Raw genomic sequence first — 19361 nt, 5'->3', positions numbered from 1 at the left:
TTCCTCTCTTTGATGCGTGCCCGGCTTGCGCTGGACCCGCCCATGATGTTCACATAATGTTCTCGCGGTCAATTGCGCGATTCTGCGCAGTTGAACGCACCCAGAGGCACAAGTCCATGACCGATCCCATGAAGTCGATCCGCATACAGGGCGCGCGCGAGCACAATCTGAAGAACGTCTCGCTCGAGTTACCGCGCGACCGGCTGATCGTGTTCACGGGTCTGTCCGGATCCGGCAAATCATCGCTCGCCTTCGATACCATCTATGCCGAAGGCCAGCGCCGCTATGTCGAGAGCCTGTCGGCCTATGCCCGGCAATTTCTCGAATTGATGTCGAAGCCGGATGTGGATTCGATCGAAGGTCTGTCTCCGGCGATTTCCATCGAACAGAAAACAACGTCGAAAAACCCGCGATCCACGGTCGCCACTGTGACCGAGATCTACGACTACATGCGTTTGTTGTGGGCGCGCGTCGGCGTGCCCTATTCGCCGGCCACCGGCCTGCCGATCGAGAGTCAGACCGTCAGCCAGATGGTCGACCGGCTGATGGAGCTCGACGAGGGCACACGCCTCTATTTGCTGGCCCCTGCCGTACGCGGCCGCAAGGGCGAGTACCGCAAGGAGTTCGCGAACTGGCTGAAGGCCGGTTTCCAGCGCGTGAAGGTCGATGGCGAATTTCACTCGCTCGAAGAGCCGCCGACCCTCGACAAGAAGTTCAAGCACGATATCGATGTCGTTGTGGACCGCGTTATCGTCCGCGAGGGCATGGAACAACGCTTCGCAGAGTCGCTGGAGACCGCGCTCAAGATTGCCGACGGGATTGCTGTCGCCGAATTTGCCGACATCGCCAAGGGCGAAGATACGCCGCAGCGTATCATCTTCTCCGAGAAATTTGCTTGCCCGGTTTCCGGCTTCACCATTGAGGAGATTGAGCCGCGCCTGTTTTCCTTTAACAACCCGTTCGGCGCCTGCCCGGCCTGCGACGGATTGGGACAATCGCTGAAATTCGACGAGAGCCTCGTCGTCCCGGATCGCGGCAAGAGCCTCTATGACGGGGCCATCGCGCCCTGGAGCCGGACCACGTCCAAGCTCTACCAGCAGACGCTGACCGCCCTCGCCGACCATTTTGGCGCGTCCATGTTCGAGCCCTGGCGCGACCTGCTTGAAGATTTCAAGAAGGTCGTGCTTTTCGGCACCGAGGAGAAGATCAAATTCAAATATGAGGACGGCCTGCGCACTTTTGAGACGACCAAGACGTTCGAAGGCGTCATTCCCAATCTTGAGCGCCGCTGGCGGGAAACCGATTCCAGCTGGGTGCGTGACGATCTCGCCCGCTTCCAGTCAGCCCAGCCGTGCGAGACTTGCGGCGGCAAGCGGCTCAAACCGGAAGCGCTGGCGGTCAAGGTCGCGGGACGCGACATCTCGGAGTCGACACATCTCGCTATCCGCGACGCGGCCGACTGGTTCGCCGAGGTCGAGGGTCAACTATCGGCCAAGGACAAGGCGATTGCCGAACGCATTCTTAAGGAAATCCGCGAACGATTGAAATTTCTTGTCGATGTCGGCCTCGACTATCTGACGCTGGATCGGTCTTCGGGCACTTTATCGGGCGGCGAAAGCCAGCGCATCCGCCTCGCTTCGCAAATCGGTTCGGGCCTGACCGGCGTCCTCTACGTGCTCGATGAACCGTCTATCGGTCTGCATCAGCGTGACAATTCACGTCTGCTCGAATCGCTCCGCGGGCTACGTGATCTCGGCAACACCGTGATCGTCGTGGAACATGATGAGGAGGCCATCCTGACCGCCGACCATGTCGTCGATCTCGGCCCGGCTGCCGGCGTCCATGGCGGCGAGATTGTCGCCGCCGGCAAGCCCGAAGAGGTCAAGGCCAATCCGAAAAGCCTGACCGGGCAATATTTGTCCGGCGCGCGCGAGATCGGTATTCCCGACACCCGCCGCGCGGCCAAGAAAGGCCGCAAGCTGGTGATCGAGGGCGCGACTGGCAACAATCTCAAGAATGTCACGGCGGAGTTTCCGCTCGGCATATTCCTGTGCGTGACGGGGGTCTCCGGCGGCGGAAAATCGACGTTAACCATCGAGACGCTCTACAAGGCCGCAGCGCGTAAACTCAACAAGGCACAGAACGTCCCAGCCGCCTACGACCGCATCAAGGGATTGGAGCATCTCGATAAGATTATCGACATCGACCAGTCGCCGATCGGCCGTACGCCAAGGTCCAATCCAGCGACCTATACCGGCGCATTCACGCCGATCCGCGAATGGTTTGCCGGGCTGCCGGAATCCAAAGCGCGCGGCTACAAGCCGGGCCGCTTCTCCTTCAATGTGAAGGGCGGCCGCTGCGAAGCCTGTCAGGGCGATGGCGTGGTGAAGATCGAAATGCACTTCCTGCCGGACGTGTTCGTTCCGTGCGATGTGTGCCATGGCAAGCGCTTTAACCGCGAGACGTTGGAAGTCACCTTCAAGGGTAAATCAATCGCCGACGTGCTCGACATGACGGTCGAGGAGGGCGCCGACTTCTTCAAGGCAGTCCCAGCCGTGCGCGACAAGATGGAGACGCTGAAACGCGTCGGGCTCGGTTACGTGAAAATTGGCCAGCCGGCGACCCAGCTCTCCGGCGGCGAGGCGCAGCGCGTGAAACTTTCGAAGGAATTGTCCAAGCGGGCCACCGGCAAGACGCTTTACATCCTCGACGAGCCAACGACCGGCCTGCATTTCGAGGATGTGCGCAAGCTGCTCGAAGTCCTTCATGAGTTGGTCGAGACCGGCAATTCTGTCGTCGTCATCGAGCATAATCTCGACGTTATCAAAACCGCCGACTGGCTGATCGATCTCGGTCCGGAAGGCGGCGATGGCGGAGGCAGCATTGTGGCCGCCGGCACACCGGAAGACGTGGCCGAAATCGAAACCAGTTGGACCGGACGCTATCTCAAACCGATGCTGGAACGCGATGTGGCTCGCAAGAAAGCAAAGCGAAAAAAGACCGCTTGATCAGCTGGGCGCACCGGTACGCGGTGTCTGGGCCTCATCGATCCGCAGCGCCGCATAGCTGGCAACGCCACGCAGTATGGACGCAGGCAACAGGCTGATCAGATGCACAATGGCGAAATAGCCGAACAGGCTGACCGCGCTGGCCGTAGATCCATCCGGCATCTGGCCGAACTGATCGAAGGGCGTGAAAGCAATCAGCCCGGAGAAAAGGCCGTTGGCGATGAACGTGACGATGACGGCCACCAGAGCACTCGCCAATAACGGCCAGAAGATCGTCCGCGCGCTGCGTACGCCTTCCAGCAGCGCAACGCGTCCGGTCAGGACGCTCAAGGCCGGAACCGGCAGGATCACGGTCGCCGCCACGGCAATCAGCGCCACCATGATTATAAAGCCGAGAAAGACCCCAATACCGGCGCCGATCGTTCCTCCCAGTGCAAACAAAACCGCCAGGATCATGGTCGCCATCCAGCCGGTGACCATGGCGACCACCAGGGTCAGAATGACCAGTAATCCGGAAAGGGCGTACATTAATTCGTCGCGCCCCAGGCGGAACGGAAAGATGCCCAGCGATTCGCCTCGCACAAAAAGGCGCAGCCATGCGGCCTCGAAGACCACGCTGATTATTAAACCGACAGCCAAGAACGGTAGAAGCTGCGCGAAATAGCGGCCCAACATGTCAACCATTTCGCTTCCGCTCGACGGTGTCGCGGACGCCTCGCCGCTCATGATCGCCGACAGTTCGGGCCCAATCGCCTGGACCTGGATCACGGTGAAAACCGCGCCGTAAAGCACGGTCCACACCGACATCAGGATAAAATCCGACGGCCGGGCGGAGATCACTTCGAACGCAAAGCCAAGCGCTCGGCCAACGTTAAATTCAGGTTTCATGTTGCGGCCCGACTATCGCTGAGGTCCGAGTGTCAAACTGCCCGCATCCAGTTTCAAGCGGTCTTTCAGTTGGTGTCTGGAGCGGTGCCACGCTGGATTGCTACCGAAGCCCCCACGCTGTGCCAGATCGCATCGGAAAACGAACGAAGAATGACAGAGAGCAGGCCGAGCGCCACGACGGAGGTCATTACGCCGGGATGCGTGAAGGCATCACGCAGCACAGCCATGACCTCTTCATCGGATGGCTGCGAGTTGCTTTGCGCCAATTCCACAATTTCGCCGGCAATTGGCAGGAATGCACCGAGCATGGTGAGGTTCAAAACGGCGCCGACAATCGCCGACAACACGGCGATGATGATGGCCACTAGAACATAGGCACCCAATACCGGCCAGAAAATGCCGCGTGTCGCTTGCCAGGCCGGAAAGGCGATCCGCTTCTCGTAAACCGTCATGGCCGGTGCGGCCGACACGCGGACACCGATGAAAATCGCCGCAACGGCCAGAACGAGAAACAGCAAGGCGACGATGAAGCCGCCCGCAAGTCCGGCCCCGGCAGATCCCTCATTGCCAACCGCCGCCGCCAAGCCACCGACAAACACCAGCGTCACCGCCATCGCGGCGAGATAGAAGGCGACCGCCAGGGCGATCAGTCCGAGATTGGTCACAAAGAGGCGCAACTCATCACCGCCAATCCGGAACGGAATGACCGCCGACATTTCGTCGCGCGTTAGCAGCCTTAACCAGGCTGCTTGCGCCATCAGGGCGATCAATATGCCGCCGATGGAGATGAGCGGCATGACCGACATGATCCCGGCCAGACGGGCCAGCACTTCCGCATCGGCCGGTTCTGTGCCGGCCATGGCTTCGGAAATGGCCCAGAAGTAGAAATCCCCTAAAGTGACAAATGTCAGATAGACCAATCCGGCCGTCAGAAGGGCTTGCCAAAGCGCGATCCACAATACGGCTGCCGGTCTTCGCCCGGCGACCTGGAAGAAATGGAACACGGCTTTGCCGAAATCGAAAGTCTGGACGCTCATGCGAACCTCCCCTGATATCCCAAACACATTTTGCCAGAATATCGGTCTGGCGGCAGGGGGAATATGGCGCTACTCGTCCCCGCCCCAGGCACGGTAAAGCGCGCTGGTCAGGCTCGCGAACAGTGGCGAAGTCAGAAAGGCCGCAATCCAGCCATGCACGAAGGCCACAAGAGCGAACATCGGCCAGCCCGGCAAGAATCCATCCTCACCGAAAAGCCGCGCCGGTTGGTGAACGGGCAGGCCGAAAATCCGTTCGCTGGCCACGCCGAAACCGTGCACCAACAGGCCGGCGGGCACAAACACGAGGACACAGCCCAGCACAACGGCGAAGCCCCGCTTCTTCGTCAGCGCCATCACGGACAGGGCTTGGATTTGCCGTCGCGCCATACTGGCCGCCGGCGCCAGCAGAAGCCGGCCCGCAAAACCGGCAAGCATAAGCAGAGCAAGGCTTCCCAGCACCAGGGCAATGGACCACTCCACCGGACCATAATACGCGGCGAGTTCCGGAATATTGCCAGTAGCCACGGGATCTTCGGGGGTGAGACCCGCCGCGTCGCGTGACACCATAGAGACGGCACCCATCAGTGACGCATAGACAACCAGGCCGATTCCCCCGGCCACAAAGATAAGGAAGAGGATCAACGCCCAGGAAGCTGCGAGCCGGCCTTCATCCGCGCCGAGTGCGTATCCCAGAATACCAGACCGCTTGCCGCGCAGACACAATCGGAACATGGCAGCTTGCGACATGACCGTCGCCAGGCACCAGATCAGCAAAGCGGCCAAATAAGGCGCCCATTGGGCTGCCATCGCGTCTGCGCTTACCTGGCCGGTTTGAAAGGTCAGCCAAACCGCGGCCAGACCCGGCAATACGGCGGCTATCGCCGCGGCCATCCAATTCTGGCGAAGGAAAGCGATGCTTCGGACTATGGCACCGGGCAAGGCAGAGAAAGAGGACAGACGTGTCATGCGCGCGAACCTACGCCCGAATGCGGATTCGGCAATGCGGCAATGTTGTTGGGTCGCACCCGCCTAGTCGCACTCGCCTTCGGCCATGACGAATTCAAGCCGGGTCATCACGCCGTCCTGCGCCCTCAATTGCCTGTCGATCTCGCGCGGCCAGAACCGCCACTGCTCAACGGCCCTGATCGCTGGAGGGACAAAGTCGTCGTCCGTGGCTTCAGCAACCGTAATATTTTCTGTACGGCCTTCGACATTCACTCTGAACACCACATCGACATAGCCTTCGACGCAGCTGCGCGCGGCCCGATCAGGATAATCCGGCGGTGTTCGCAGAAGCGGCACGTGACCATCGACATACTCCGGGCCAGGCTCGTCCGGGCAGGAGTTCACGAAGTAGCATCGCTGCGGCTCATAACCGCTGGCACGAATTCGATCGAACACCTCGTCGAAATATATGGGGTTGGTTCGTACCATGACGACCTGCTGAAGATGCAGGGCCGTTTCGCGGAATTCCTGATCCATTTGAAACTGACCCGCGGCCAGGCGCGCGACGATCAAGTAATAGAGCGCATTTACCCGATCACCGCGACGATAAGCCTGCATGCCGGCGAGAAACGATAATTGCGCCACATTCGGATTTGAGACTGGCCCGAAATAGCCCAGCGCCGCCATACCGGCTTCGGCAAACCGGCCGCTTTGCCGGTACCGTTCAAGCGCATCCGCTGCATAAGCGCCGACAAGATTCGCTTGGTACAATCCAGCGTAGCGTGTCTCCTCATCGGGCATCGCAGCATAGGCATTAATGGCCTGCTCGGCGAACTCTATGGCTTGCCGGTGGTCCTGCAGCGACCGCTGAGCAATCGCAGACTGCAAAAGGTAAAACGCGTATTCGCTCGGTCGCCGCGACATTGTCGAGGATAACTCGATGGCTCGGCCGTAGGCTTCTGCGGCTCCGACCGCGCTGCCCGTCATTAGGGCAACTTCTCCGTAGTTCGCGGCTAGGATGACCGTTGTCTCGGTCGCGACATCGTTGGCCTCTGCTGCTCGCCAGGCTTCGCGGGCGAACGCGGCCGCCGCGTCGAAGTTCTCTTCATCCACAGCTGCCTCATACCCCCGATACGCATCAGCCACACTTTGCGGCAGCTCTTGCGCGATCGCGGACACGGCAGCAAACACCGTCAATAAACCTGCGAGTAAAAGGCGCATTGAATTCCCAAGCTTGAATCCCGCGACACAACTACACGCTCCACGCGAAATTGCGAAGAGGGCTTGGGTCGGACCGCACGAAAGTCTATACCCCCGCGCCATGATCAAACCTGTGCACGTGATCGGCGGCGGTATGGCCGGCTCCGAGGCTTCCTGGCAGTTGGCGCAAGCCGGTGTGCCCGTCATTTTGCATGAAATGCGCCCGGTCAGACAGACCGAAGCCCACCTCACGGACGGGCTGGCGGAACTCGTTTGTTCCAATTCATTCCGCTCCGACGATGCGCAGACCAATGCCGTCGGTTTGCTGCATGAGGAAATGCGGCGCGCCAATTCGATCATCATGGCCACCGGCGACAAGACACAAGTGCCTGCTGGCGGCGCGCTGGCCGTGGATCGCGTCGCGTTTTCCGACGCGGTTACCAAGGCTCTGAACGAACATCCGCTCGTCACAATCGAACGCGGCGAGGTCGCGGGATTGCCGCCTGAAGACTGGGACAGCGTCATCATCGCCACCGGCCCTCTCACCTCACCAGCCTTGGCGGAGGCTGTGCTCGATCTAACAGGCGAGGATTCGCTGGCCTTTTTCGATGCCATCGCACCCATAGTCGAACGCGATAGCATCGACATGGACATTGCCTGGATGCAGTCGCGTTATGACAAGGGCGAAACCGAAGCCGACCGCGCCGCCTACATCAACTGCCCGATGGATAGGGCTCAATATGACGCCTTTATCGAAGCTCTGCTTTCAGCCCCGCACACGGAATTCAAGGAGTGGGAAAAGGACACGCCCTATTTCGAGGCCTGTTTGCCGATCGAGGTGATGGCCGAGCGCGGGCCGGAAACCCTTCGTCACGGCCCGATGAAGCCGCGCGGCCTCACCAACAAGCACAAGCCGGACGAAAAGCCCTGGGCGGTCGTCCAACTGCGTCAGGACAACCAGCTTGGCACCTTGTTCAACATGGTCGCCTTCCAGACCAAGCTGAAATACGGTGCCCAGGCCGACATATTCCGGACAATCCCGGGACTGGAAAATGCGAAGTTCGCGCGGCTCGGCGGCATTCACCGAAATACGTTTTTGAATTCACCGCGACTGCTTGATGAAACCCTGCGCCTAAAGGCACGCCCGGCGCTGCGTTTTGCCGGCCAGGTGATCGGCGTGGAAGGCTATGTCGAGAGCGCCGCCATGGGCCTCCTGGCGGGCCGGTTTGCGGCCGCCGAACGGCTCGGCAGGCCCGTTGAAATTCCTCCGGCTACCACCGCCTTCGGCGCGCTTGTGACCCATGTTACGGGCGGACATCTCTCTGGACCGAAGGCCAGCTTCCAGCCGATGAACGTCAATTTTGGCTTGTTCCCGGATATATCGGCGCCGACGAAAGACGAAGACGGCAAACGCCTGCGTGGCAGAGATAAGTCCGCCGCCCGTAAACGCGCGATGAGTGCCCGCGCCCTGAGCGATGTCGATGCCTGGCTTTATGCAACGTCAAAAGCGGCTTAGGCGAGCCGGCCAGACAGCGATCCCTTAAGTAAATCGAACTGGCGCGCGAGGAGCGGCCGGCGGAAGTCCGTGCGATAGAGATCACGCGAACGTCGGGCAGTCTTCAATGTTGCGCCCGCCAGGCGGGCAACACCGAGCATCGGGAAACTCTCCGGTGGACACAGAGTGGTTTTCCGCAATCGCGTCAACTCGTTTTCAAGCGCCTCCAGAACGGCGGCGAACGCCCTAGCCGCAAGATCCGATTCCCTTCCGGTCGCCAGGCGGTGCAAGTTCAGGCTGGCGGCTTCCATCAGGTCCGTCGGAACAATCGCGAATTTGCGGCCGGCGCGAAATGCAAACTGCCGGGTCCATAAGGCGAGGCCCGCTGCCCGGGCTGCGGCGGTCCGCAGCGCCCCATTCGCTTGTCCGCCAACCAGCCGTTCGCCAATTCGAATAACGCTGCCCTGATGCGCATCTACTTGATCCACCAGCGCGTGAATGCTGGAAATCCTCGCAGGCTCAAGGCCGTCCTCGATGGCATCGATGATGGCGATTAGCTCTTTTTCGCCCGGGCCCTGCTGAAGAGCGATGATCTCCGCGAGGCCTTCATAAGCCAGCTGACGACGGACTCTGATGGGCGTCGCAAAGAGATCCGCGACGGCTTCGCGATGCCATGCAAAGCGCATGGCAATGATCGCCGGCTCGGTGGCTTTGAACGGGATTTGCTCGATCTCTTCGACCCAGCGCAAAAAAGCGGTTAGCCGGCGGCGCGCATCGGGCGCGGCGAATCGCGCGGCGAGCTCCCGGTCGCTGAATTCACTGTCGGACTTAGCTGTACCTGTCATTCCGGTCCTAAAGTCCTGCGGTGGAAAAGGGGCAAAAGCCAACCATATTAGGATCGAGAGATAGGCCGCCCGCCGGGCGGTGTCCTCAATCGCTGACAGATGGAGCACACAAAAATGGCCCACACCCTCCCCGAACTTCCCTACGCCCAAGACGCACTGGCACCGCACATCTCTGCGGAAACGCTCAGCTTCCACCACGGCAAACACCATGCGTCCTATGTCGAAAAAACAAACAAGGCGATTGAGGGGACCGACAAGGAGGGGCTCTCGCTTGAAGAATTGATCCGCAAGGCCGACAGCGACGGCGATCAGGGTCTGTTCAACAATGCAGCCCAGACATGGAACCACACTTTCTACTGGAATTCGATGAAGCCGGATGGTGGCGGCACGCCGTCCGGCGACATCGCCGAACGGATCGACCGCGATTTCGGCTCATTTGACGACTTCAAGAAAGCGTTTTCGGACGCCGGGGCGGGTCAGTTCGGTTCCGGCTGGGCGTGGCTCATCGTCAAAAACGGCAAGCTGGACGTGCGCAAAACACTGAACGCCGAAACGCCGCTGACGGAGGACGGGGCGGTTCCATTGCTGACCATGGATGTCTGGGAACACGCCTATTATCTCGACTATCAGAACAAGCGTCCCGATTACATCCAGACCTTCCTCGACAAGCTGGTGAATTGGGATTTCGCGGCAGAGAATCTGGCGAATTCCGGTCAGTAAAAACGACCACCAAACGTGAAAAGGCCCGCCGATCGCGGGCCTTTTCTGTGAGTCGCAGCGGCGTTAGCCGAAAAGCGTCTGTGCCCCTGCCATTGCCACTAGCATGGGGAAGGACAAAAGCGTGTTCGTGCGGGAGAACAGCATCGCCGTCTTCGCCGCTTTGGGCTTCGCATCGGCTTCCGCTTCAACAAGGCCAAGGGCGATCTTCTGGTTTGGCCAGATCACGAACCAGACATTGAAGGCCATGATGAGCGCCAGCCACATGCCAATGCCGATGAAGGAATATTGCGCCGCATAAGCATCGGCGATCATGCCGAGCGACAGCACTTCGACGAGATATCCACGCAGATAGGCCACGATCAGGCCGGTCAGTACGGTAAACGCCGCGCCCCAGCGAAACCAGAATAGGGCTTTCGGCGCGATATGCTTGCCAATCGCCGGTTTCTGCTCATCGGGGATTTCCGGCATGGTCGGGATTTGCACGAAGTTGAAATACCAAAGCAGGCCAATCCACATGATTCCGGCGACCACATGGGTCCACCTGGCGACTGCCATCCAGAACGCACCGTTGAAGCCGATGGAGTCGTACGCCAGCGCGTAACCAACAAAGAACAGGATCGCGAGCGCGATCGAGATGTGCACTGTTGTGCGCAAATTCGACAGAATGGCGGCCATGATTGAACCCTCCCCGATTCGATTTCGAAGAGAGTATCAGTCCCCGCGGGAAAGCGAAATCAGCTCTCGGCGCTCTCGCGCTTGACCTGAGTGACCAGCAAGAGAGGTGCCGCGATAAAGATCGAGGAATAGGTCCCGATCACCACACCGAAGATCATGGCGAAAGCAAAGCCCTGAAGGGCCGCGCCGCCCAGCACCCAAAGCGAGATGAGCGCCACCAGTGTCGTTACCGATGTCAATATCGTCCGCGACAGCGTCTTGTTGATCGCCCGATTGAGTACCTCGGCAAGGGACTCTTTCTTGAATTTGCGGAGCTTCTCGCGGATCCGGTCGTAAACCACGACCGTGTCGTTCATGGAGTAGCCGACGATTGTCAGAATCGCAGCGATGGTCGACAGGTTGAACTCCAGCTGGGTCACCGCAAACATGCCGATCGTAATGATGACATCGTGCACCAGCGCCAGCACGGCACCGACAGAATACTGCCATTCGAAGCGGAACCAGATATAGATCAGCATCAAGACGAGCGCGACGACGATGGACGTCACGCCGGCCTGCACCAGCTCGCCGGACACTTTCGGCCCCAACACGTTGATCGACCGGAATTCGATACCCGGGTATTGCTCGGTCAGTGCGGCTTGAACGGCGAGATTAGCGGCCTGTTGCGCCTCCTCGGCCTCGATCCCTTCGCCTTCCTGCGGCTGGACGCGGATCAGGGCGCAATGATCGCCGAAACAGTCCGATCCTTCCGTCAGCTCCGACAAGCCCTGCAGCTCGACGGCGCCGAAGCCCAAACCGTTCAGCAGTGTCCGCATCTCGTCGATGCGTTCCGCGTCGATCTGCTCCTCGGTCCGGACTTCAAGCGTCACACCGCCAGTGAAATCGATCCCGAAATTCAGGCCCATCGCGAAAAACGCCGCAATGGAGGCGACCAGCATTAGCGCAGAAAACCCAAACGCTGCGAGCCGGGCCTTGATGAATGGAACGGTCGTATCGTCGGGAAGGAAATTGACGAGAGCAAGGGACATGAACCGTCTCCTAGATCGGGAGCTTCTTGGGCTTCAGCCCCTTCACCCACATCGCGATGAGCAAGCGGGAGAAGACGAAAGCGGTAAAGACAGAGGTCAGAATGCCGATGCCGAGTGTAACGGCGAAACCGCGCACCGGACCGGCGCCCAGCATGTAGAGCACACCCGCGGCGATCAGTGTCGTGATGTTCGCGTCGAGGATTGCCGATAGCGCCTCGGAATAACCGCGCTCGATCGCATTGGCCGGCGTTCGGCCGTTTCGGGCTTCTTCGCGGATCCGTTCGTAAATCAGCACATTCGCATCCACAGCCATGCCGATGGTCAGGATAATGCCCGCAATACCGGGCAGCGTCAGCGTCGCTTGCAGACCTGATAGCGCCCCCAGGATCAGGGTCACATTGAGCATCAGGGCAAGATTGGAGAACACGCCGAACACCGAATAGGCCGCCAGCATGAAAATGATGACGCCGATGAATCCGATGATCACCGCAATGCGGCCCTTATTGATCGAATCCTGCCCCAGGCCCGGGCCGACCGAGCGTTGTTCAACGACGGTCAGGTCCGCCGGCAGCGCACCGGCTTGCAGCAGCACGGCAAGATCGTAAGCGCTCTCGAACGTGAAATTGCCCTGGATTACGCCCGAACCACCCAGGATCGGGCCCAGTATCACCGGTGAAGAGATCACGATGTCATCGAGGACAACCGCAAACCGCCGGCCGACATTCTGCGCTGTTACTCGGCCAAAGGCTGCAGCGCCGGTCGTGTCGAAGCGGAATTCAACGACCGGCTGGCCTTCCTGGAAGGTCGATCCGGCATAGGTCAGGTTCTCGCCCGAGACCATAGCGCGGCGCTCGATGGCGATAAATGGTTCGGACAGATTGTCCTGGGGCACAATGCGAACACCAGGTGGTGTCCGGCCTTGGCCATCCGCACCCACGGCCACGTCCTCGCGCACGAGGTGGAACGTCATGCGCGCCGTCGTACCGACGATTTCGATAATCCGTTGCGGATTACTCTCGCCGGGTACCTGTACGAGAATCCGCTCATCGCCTTGCCGGGCTATGGTCGGCTCGGTTGTGCCTGCCCCGTCAATACGGCGCCGGATCACTTCAATCGATTGTGCCAACGTCCGGTCCCGAATGTCGACGAGCGCCGCCTCGGTCAGTTGGACGCGGATCGTGCGTTCGGTGTCGTCGCGATCGAACTCGACATTCCGCGGCGCCAGCCCACCCGTCAGCCCTGTGGCACTATCGCCGATCGGCCGGGATAATCCTTGAAGCCGCGTATAGGCCTCGTCGAAATCTTCCGCACGCGCAATTCGGATCACGACCTCTTCGCCAATGACGGCGTTGGCCGCGGTCGGGATGGTCGGCTGCTGACGCAGCAATACGTTCGCTTCCTGGGAAAGCCCCGACAGGCGCTCATCTTTCACGCCCTCCAGGTCCACCTCGAAAACGAGGTGCGAGCCGCCCTGTAGGTCAAGGCCGAGATTAACGGTCTGACCCGGTAAAGGCGAGAAATTCGGGGCGGCAAACCATATCCCAACGAGCGCGATCCCGAGGATCAGCGTAATTTTCCAAGGCGCGAAATAAAGCATCCGCCCTTACTCCGAGACGGTCTTGTCTTCGGATTTCTTTGACGATTTCGTATCGTTTGCGGCCTTCGGCTGGGTCCGTGAGCGCACTTCGGAAATCGTCGACTTCATCACGCGGACTTTCACGCCCGTTGCGATTTCAACTTGGGCTTCGACATCATCCACCTTCGTCACTTTGCCGAGGATACCGCCAGAGGTGACGACCTCGTCACCGCGCGACAGCGCGGCAACCATTTCCCGGTGCTCTTTCATCCGCTTTTGCTGCGGACGGATCAGCAAGAAATAGAACACCACGAAGATCAGGATCAGCGGTGCGAATTGAATCAAGGCGCCCATCGCGCCGCCGGAAGCGCCGGCGGAAGCGGGAAGGATTGCGTCAAACATGGAGATGCCCCTTAAGCGAGCCGTTTATTTGAAGGTCGCGGGAATATATCGGGACGCGCGTCCCATGCAACAAGGGGCAGCCGTTAACTGCCGGGCAAATGACGCATCGGATCTTCAGGGGTCACGCCCCGGCGGATCTCGAAATGCACCTGCGGGGTATCGACCGAACCGCTGGATCCGGCTTCGGCAATCAATTGCCCTTGGTTCACGCGGTCGCCCTCCGCAACGTGAAGTCGGGAATTGTGGGCGTAGGCCGTCACCCAACCATCCGAATGGCGGATAAGCACCAGCTCGCCATAGCCCTGCAACTCACCGCCGGCATAGACCACCGTCCCGGCCGCGGAAGCTCTCACGCTTGCACCCTCTTCTGCGGCAATGTTGACGCCGTCATTGCGGCGGCCGTCGGGCTTGGGACCGAAGGTCGAAATGATGTCACCGCGGATCGGCCATTGGAATGTAACCGGACCGGTGCTCGCCGGCTCGGGCGATCGGGCCGGTGTTCGGGAAGACGATGGTGGGGGCGGGTCTGCTTCTTCGAGCCGGACCGGAGAATCGACCGATGCCGTTCGGATCGTTGGAGCCGAAGTATCGGCTGGCCTCGGACGCGGTGAAGACAACTGGCTCGATGACGCCCCGCTCGGCAATTGCAGCACCTGTCCGACCTCAATCGCATAGGGCGCGCCTATGCCGTTCAACGCCGCAATTTCCAGATGATTCACATTGTAGCGCAGTCCAATGCGGTAGAGGTTTTCGCCGCGCCGGACGGTGTGCGAACCGGGCCGCGGCAAGGTCAGCTCTTGCCCGGCATACACGTCATAAGGTGGATAAAGTCCGTTGGATTCGGCCATGGCACGCGTCGAGACGCCGCAGGATTCCGCGATCTCGGAGAGCGTGTCGCCGTCCTGAACGATATAGCGCTCACCGGGCGCACAGCGCGGCCGCGAATTGACGACCTCCGGCCGAGGTCCATCATAGTTTGCCCGGCGATAATCGATCGCAGCCGGCTCGCGCGGCGACGGGGTCGCACAGGCGGCAAGGCTCGACGCCAGGACCAGCAGCAATATGGAGCGAACGGACAGCACGGGTGATCTTCTCAACGACAAATCGGCGATAGTAAGCCGAAGAGGCGTTAAGCTCCGGTTAGCCAAACATGGCTGCTAGAGGGCTTTTGCTTCACCTTTCACCAACGGCACGAAACGCACATCCATCAGCGCGTCCTCGCGCAGCGACCCATCTTTGTCATGCGTGTACCGGATCAGCGTCTGCGTGCCACGGTCATTGTCCACAGGGACCACCGCAATACCACCGGGCTTGAGTTGTTCTAACAGTGTGTCCGGCCGCACAGGCGCGCCGGCGGTCACGATGATCCTGTCAAACGGCGCTTGCTCGGGCCAACCCTTCGTCCCGTCACCGACGCGCTGCGTGATGTTGGTCAGACGCAAAGCCTCGAATCGGGCTTCGGCCTCCTTCGCAAGCGTGCGGTAGCGCTCGATTGTATAAACGCGCCGCGCTAAACGTGAGAGGACCGCGGCCTGGTAACCGGACCCCGTTCCGATCTCGAGCACTTTGCAACGGTCATTAAGATTTAGGAGTTGGGTCATCAAGCCGACAATCAACGGCTGACTGATTGTCTGTCCGCAATCGATAGGCAGCGGCCGGTTCTCATAGGCTTGATCGACAAACCGCTCCGGCACGAAGAGTCCGCGAGGCGTGCGTTCGATCGCCGCCAGTACATGACGGTCCGTCACCCCCTGCCCGCGCAGGCTCATAACGAGCTGTATCAAACGCGGATCGGCCATGGTCATCTTCGAGGCGGTGCACCGCCCAGAACGCCCTTCAGGCGGTGATGCGTCTCCATGTGGGTGAGATCGACATGCAAGGGCGTGACTGAGATCCGGCCGCCCATGACCGCGTGCAGATCATCACCCTCAATGGGACTTTGCGGCGCGCCCCGGAAGCCGATCCAGTAATAGTCCACCCCCCGAGGATCTGTTCGCTTGTCCGCATGAACGATGGCCTGATCGCGCCGCCCCTGCTTGGTCACTTCAACTTCTTCGATATCGGCCGGGTCGCGGTCCGGAAAATTGATGTTGATCAAGACATCTTCCGGCCAACCCATCTCCAGAAGCTTGCGGATGATCGGCGCACCGAAGGTTTCTGCGACCTCCCAGCGTATCGTCGTGTTGGGCTTGTAGGGATAGACCTGACTTAGTGCAATCGAGGGAATGCCCAGCTGCATGCCCTGCATAGCTCCGGCCACCGTGCCGGAAAAGGTGACATCCTCGGCGACATTGCCGCCACGATTGACACCCGAGAGAACGAGATCCGGCCTTTTGTCCGTGATCAGATCTTGCACGCCCATCAGCACCGCATCGGTCGGTGTTCCGGTTATGGCAAAAGTACGTTCCTCGACTTTTCGGACCCGCAGCGGTTCATGCAGCGTCAGCGATCGGCCAGCCCCGGACTGCTCTTCGGCCGGCGCGGCAACCCATACATCATCGGACAATTGGGCTGCAATTTTCCGCAATGATTTCAGGCCGCGGGCGCGGATACCGTCATCATTCGTCAGCAGGATGCGGGGGTTTTTCATGCGCCCAGCGCCTCAGTCCCACCCATATAGGGCCGCAGCACATCCGGTACCGTGATCGTCCCGTCTACATTTTGATGGTTTTCCATGACCGCCAATAGCGCCCGGCCGATCGCCACACCCGAACCGTTCAAGGTGTGAAGGAATTCCGGCTTCTTTTCCCCATCACGCCGGAAACGCGCATTCATCCGGCGCGCCTGGAAATCCCCGCAATTCGAGCAGGACGAAATCTCGCGATAGGTTTTCTGGCTCGGCAGCCACACCTCCAGATCATAAGTCTTGCGCGCGCCGAAACCCATATCGCCCGACGACAAGAGCATCACCCGGTAAGGCAGTTCGAGGCGCCGCAGCACCTCCTCGGCGCAATTCGTCATGCGCTCAAGTTCGACATCGGAGTCTTCCGGCTTGGTCACGCAGACCATCTCGACCTTGTGGAACTGGTGCATCCGGATCAGGCCCCGCGTATCGCGCCCGGCCGAGCCGGCCTCTGAGCGGAAACAGGGTGTGAAGGCCGTCAGCCGCGCCGGGAAATTGGCCTCGGCGTGGATTGTGTCCCGGAACAGGTTGGTAAGCGGCACTTCCGATGTCGGAATCAGCCAGTAGCCATTATCCGTATGGAAGGAGTCTTCCGCGAATTTCGGAAGCTGCCCGGTTCCATACATCGCTTCGTCACGCACCAGATAGGGCGGGCTGACTTCGGTGAATCCATGTTCCTGCGTGTGCAAGTCCAGCATGAACTGAGCCAGCGCTCGCTCCATGCGCGCCAGCCCACCCGACAGCGCCGCAAAACGCGATCCGGAGATGGCGGCAGCGCGTTCGAAATCGAGCAGTTCCAATCCTTCACCCAGGTCGACATGGTCCTTGGGTTCGAAATCAAATGTGCGCGGATCGCCCCAGCCGCGCACTTCTTCGTTCGCGTCCTCATCCTCGCCGACCGGCACGTCGTCAGCGGGCAGATTGGGAAGTCCAGCCAGGTGCTGGTTCAGCACCTCTTCGAACTTGGCGGCATCCGTGCCGCTCTCCTCGAGTACGCCTTTCAGGCGGTCGACATCCGAGCGAAGCTTATTGAACGTGTCTTCATCGCCTTTTGCCTTGGCCTGGCCGATTTGTTTCGACAGCGCATTGCGCTCGGTCTCGGCCTCCTGTTGCCGTGTCAGCGCTTCGCGCCGTTTGCGGTCAAGCCGGAGGATTTCGTCCGCCTGTGGCGGCAGAAAACGCTTTTGGAGCGCTTCATCAAAGGCTTCCGGATTGTCACGGATCAGTCGGATATCATGCATCGGAGGTTCCCGGTTCGAACGTCGCCCGCGTGATAGCGAGGGCCCCGGACACTGGCAACTCCGCTGACATATTTGCAAGCAATGATCAGTCGTCCACGGCCGGGCGGCGTTTCTCGACCATTTTGACGCCCCCGATTGAGAGGCCATAGAGCCCCATGAGCACACTACCGAGGATCAGCTGGCTGATCGGATCGGGCGGTGTCACAAATGCTGCAAACGCGAAAATGCCCACCAGCGCAAATTTCCAGAAATTGATCAATTGCCGTGACGTGACGATGCCGGCACCGCCGAGCAACATCAGCAAGACTGGCAATTGGAAACTCAGCCCGAAGGCCAGGATCAGCGTGGTCACCAGGTTGAGATAGTCCGAGACCCGCGTGAGCAGCTGGATCGAAACGCCACTGCCGTCGCCCATCTGCTCCTGGCTCAACGCAAATCGCATGACGAACGGCAAGACGAAATAGTAGACGAAGGACATGCCGGCAACGAACAGCGCCGGGGCACCCAGCAGGAAGGGCGCAAACGCGCCGCGTTCATTGCGGTAGAGGCCGGGTGCCACAAAGGAATAGATCTCGTATGCCGCCCACGGGAAGGCGAGGATCAGAGCGCCAAAGAAGGCCAGCTTGACCTTCACGAAAAAGAATTCGAGCGGGGCTGTGAATATCAGCTCCAGTGCCAGATCACTCTCGCGAACGCGCGCCGCAGCATCCTGAAACGGAACCAGCAGGAAATTGTAGATCGGCTCCGCAAAAATGAAGCAGACGACGAAGCCCACGGCCAAAACGCCGACAAGGCGAATTAGCCGGGTGCGCAGCTCGGTCAGGTGCTCCATCAAGGGAGCGCGGCTGGCCTCGACTTCGTCGTCTTCAGCATGCTGATCGGCATCCTTGCTCATTCAGCTTTGTCCGCCGTTTTGGTCTGCTTGGGGGGCGGCGAATACGGCTCGACCTTGGCCTCGCCGGCCTTGCCCGGCTTATGGATCGTCTCGTCGTCGGCGGAAACGGCCAGCATGTCTTCCTTGCCGCTCGGCATGTCGGCTGCGGCGATCTTCTTCTGAACGATATCCTCGTGTTCCAGCGAGGCGAGATCGCGCTTCACGTCTTCCAAATCCCGCTTCAGGTCGGCGGCCGGATTGCCGGCCTTGAGCGCCTCAATCTCGCGCCGGAGATCGGCCATCTCGTTCTCGCGGCCCATCTCGTCGAAGCTGCGCTGGAAATCGCGCGCCATTTGCCGCGCCTGACCGACAAACCGGCCAATCCGCCTGAACATCATGGGCAGGTCTTTTGGGCCGACCACGATCAGGGCCAGCACCGCCAGGACCATCAATTCGGGAGCGCCAATGCCGGGATTCATGACCGGCTCCTAGTTCCGCGTGGTTTCTTCCTCACGGGAAGCGGGCGCGTCGTCGGCGGACCGGTCGTCGCTGAGCGTTCCAGCCGTATCCTTGTCCGCCGCGTCATCGCCTTCGGCGCCTTCCTTAAGCCCCTTGCGGAAGCTGGTAATGCCTTTCGCCACCTCGCCCATGAGGCCCGAGATCCGGCCAGCGCCGAACAAGAGAACGACGAGAACAACGATAATGAGGATTTGCCAAATACCCGGCGCCATTCTTTCCTCCCTGCGGATCCATCTAATTGCTTAAACGAGCGGCGCACCCACGTCCATTTTCCTCGTCAGGCCG

The 19361-nt window shown here is 60.1% G+C and carries 19 protein-coding genes; 3 read left to right on the top strand and 16 right to left on the bottom strand.

What is annotated here, in order from left to right; genetic code table 11:
* Positions 1-116 precede the first annotated feature (116 nt).
* Positions 117-3008, top strand: coding sequence for an excinuclease ABC subunit UvrA (gene uvrA / locus ACO08C_RS12935; protein WP_421786160.1), 2892 nt, complete (start codon positions 117-119; stop codon positions 3006-3008).
* On the opposite strand, the gene ACO08C_RS12930 is transcribed toward uvrA, so the two are convergent.
* The 4 genes from ACO08C_RS12930 to ACO08C_RS12915 form a co-directional block, all read right to left on the bottom strand.
* Positions 3009-3896, bottom strand: coding sequence for a hypothetical protein (locus tag ACO08C_RS12930; RefSeq protein ID WP_421786158.1), 888 nt, complete (start codon positions 3894-3896; stop codon positions 3009-3011).
* Between the two features lie 65 nt (positions 3897-3961).
* Positions 3962-4933: a hypothetical protein gene (locus ACO08C_RS12925; RefSeq protein ID WP_421786157.1), complete on the bottom strand. Its 972-nt coding sequence runs from the start codon at positions 4931-4933 to the stop codon at positions 3962-3964.
* 69 nt (positions 4934-5002) lie between these two features.
* Complete coding sequence (locus ACO08C_RS12920) at positions 5003-5824, bottom strand: hypothetical protein (protein ID WP_421786156.1); 822 nt, start codon at positions 5822-5824, stop codon at positions 5003-5005.
* A 138-nt stretch (positions 5825-5962) separates the two neighbouring features.
* Complete coding sequence (locus ACO08C_RS12915) at positions 5963-7099, bottom strand: TonB family protein (RefSeq protein WP_421786155.1); 1137 nt, start codon at positions 7097-7099, stop codon at positions 5963-5965.
* A gap of 100 nt (positions 7100-7199) precedes the next feature.
* Here ACO08C_RS12915 and trmFO point away from each other — a divergent pair, with 100 nt between their 5' ends.
* Positions 7200-8594 carry a methylenetetrahydrofolate--tRNA-(uracil(54)-C(5))-methyltransferase (FADH(2)-oxidizing) TrmFO gene (gene trmFO, locus ACO08C_RS12910; protein ID WP_421786154.1) on the top strand — a complete coding sequence of 465 codons (1395 nt, stop codon included), beginning with the start codon at positions 7200-7202 and terminating at the stop codon, positions 8592-8594.
* On the opposite strand, the gene ACO08C_RS12905 is transcribed toward trmFO, so the two are convergent.
* Positions 8591-9418 carry a squalene/phytoene synthase family protein gene (locus ACO08C_RS12905; RefSeq protein WP_421786153.1) on the bottom strand — a complete coding sequence of 276 codons (828 nt, stop codon included), beginning with the start codon at positions 9416-9418 and terminating at the stop codon, positions 8591-8593. The genes trmFO and ACO08C_RS12905 overlap by 4 nt on opposite strands.
* A 114-nt stretch (positions 9419-9532) precedes the next feature.
* On the opposite strand from ACO08C_RS12905, the gene ACO08C_RS12900 reads away from it, so the two are divergent.
* Positions 9533-10138: a superoxide dismutase gene (locus ACO08C_RS12900; protein WP_421786151.1), complete on the top strand. Its 606-nt coding sequence runs from the start codon at positions 9533-9535 to the stop codon at positions 10136-10138.
* A 63-nt stretch (positions 10139-10201) separates the two neighbouring features.
* On the opposite strand, the gene ACO08C_RS12895 is transcribed toward ACO08C_RS12900, so the two are convergent.
* From ACO08C_RS12895 to ACO08C_RS12845, 11 genes are all read right to left on the bottom strand, one after another.
* Positions 10202-10813 carry a urate hydroxylase PuuD gene (locus tag ACO08C_RS12895; RefSeq protein WP_421786150.1) on the bottom strand — a complete coding sequence of 204 codons (612 nt, stop codon included), beginning with the start codon at positions 10811-10813 and terminating at the stop codon, positions 10202-10204.
* A 59-nt stretch (positions 10814-10872) separates the two neighbouring features.
* Positions 10873-11841, bottom strand: a complete 969-nt coding sequence (gene secF / locus ACO08C_RS12890; protein ID WP_421786148.1) for a protein translocase subunit SecF — start codon at positions 11839-11841, stop codon at positions 10873-10875.
* Between the two features lie 10 nt (positions 11842-11851).
* Positions 11852-13438 carry a protein translocase subunit SecD gene (gene secD, locus ACO08C_RS12885; protein ID WP_421786147.1) on the bottom strand — a complete coding sequence of 529 codons (1587 nt, stop codon included), beginning with the start codon at positions 13436-13438 and terminating at the stop codon, positions 11852-11854.
* A 6-nt stretch (positions 13439-13444) separates the two neighbouring features.
* The gene (gene yajC / locus ACO08C_RS12880; protein WP_421786145.1) at positions 13445-13819 is read right to left on the bottom strand and encodes a preprotein translocase subunit YajC; all 375 of its coding nucleotides are present in this window, start codon (positions 13817-13819) and stop codon (positions 13445-13447) included.
* 83 nt (positions 13820-13902) lie between these two features.
* Positions 13903-14901, bottom strand: coding sequence for a peptidoglycan DD-metalloendopeptidase family protein (locus tag ACO08C_RS12875; protein ID WP_421786143.1), 999 nt, complete (start codon positions 14899-14901; stop codon positions 13903-13905).
* Positions 14902-14976: 75 nt separating this feature from the next.
* The gene (locus ACO08C_RS12870; RefSeq protein WP_421786142.1) at positions 14977-15624 is read right to left on the bottom strand and encodes a protein-L-isoaspartate(D-aspartate) O-methyltransferase; all 648 of its coding nucleotides are present in this window, start codon (positions 15622-15624) and stop codon (positions 14977-14979) included.
* On the bottom strand, positions 15621-16409 hold the full coding sequence (gene surE, locus ACO08C_RS12865; protein WP_421786141.1) for a 5'/3'-nucleotidase SurE: 789 nt from the start codon (positions 16407-16409) through the stop codon (positions 15621-15623). Before surE ends, ACO08C_RS12870 begins: the two co-directional genes overlap by 4 nt.
* A complete protein-coding gene (gene serS / locus ACO08C_RS12860; RefSeq protein WP_421786139.1) occupies positions 16406-17683 on the bottom strand; it encodes a serine--tRNA ligase in 1278 nt (425 codons plus the stop codon). The genes surE and serS overlap by 4 nt, the downstream gene beginning before the upstream one ends.
* A gap of 85 nt (positions 17684-17768) precedes the next feature.
* Positions 17769-18578: a twin-arginine translocase subunit TatC gene (tatC, locus tag ACO08C_RS12855; RefSeq protein ID WP_421786137.1), complete on the bottom strand. Its 810-nt coding sequence runs from the start codon at positions 18576-18578 to the stop codon at positions 17769-17771.
* Positions 18575-19036, bottom strand: a complete 462-nt coding sequence (gene tatB, locus ACO08C_RS12850) for a Sec-independent protein translocase protein TatB (protein WP_421786135.1) — start codon at positions 19034-19036, stop codon at positions 18575-18577. The genes tatC and tatB overlap by 4 nt, the downstream gene beginning before the upstream one ends.
* Positions 19037-19045: 9 nt before the next feature.
* Positions 19046-19288 carry a twin-arginine translocase TatA/TatE family subunit gene (locus tag ACO08C_RS12845; RefSeq protein ID WP_421786134.1) on the bottom strand — a complete coding sequence of 81 codons (243 nt, stop codon included), beginning with the start codon at positions 19286-19288 and terminating at the stop codon, positions 19046-19048.
* Between the last annotated feature and the right edge of the window lie 73 nt (positions 19289-19361).

This window comes from Hyphobacterium sp., assembly GCF_965229905.1.
GTDB lineage: Bacteria > Pseudomonadota > Alphaproteobacteria > Caulobacterales > Maricaulaceae > Hyphobacterium.
The sequence above is the reverse complement of the archived record's forward strand: the minus strand, read 5'-3'. Positions and strand labels throughout refer to the sequence as shown.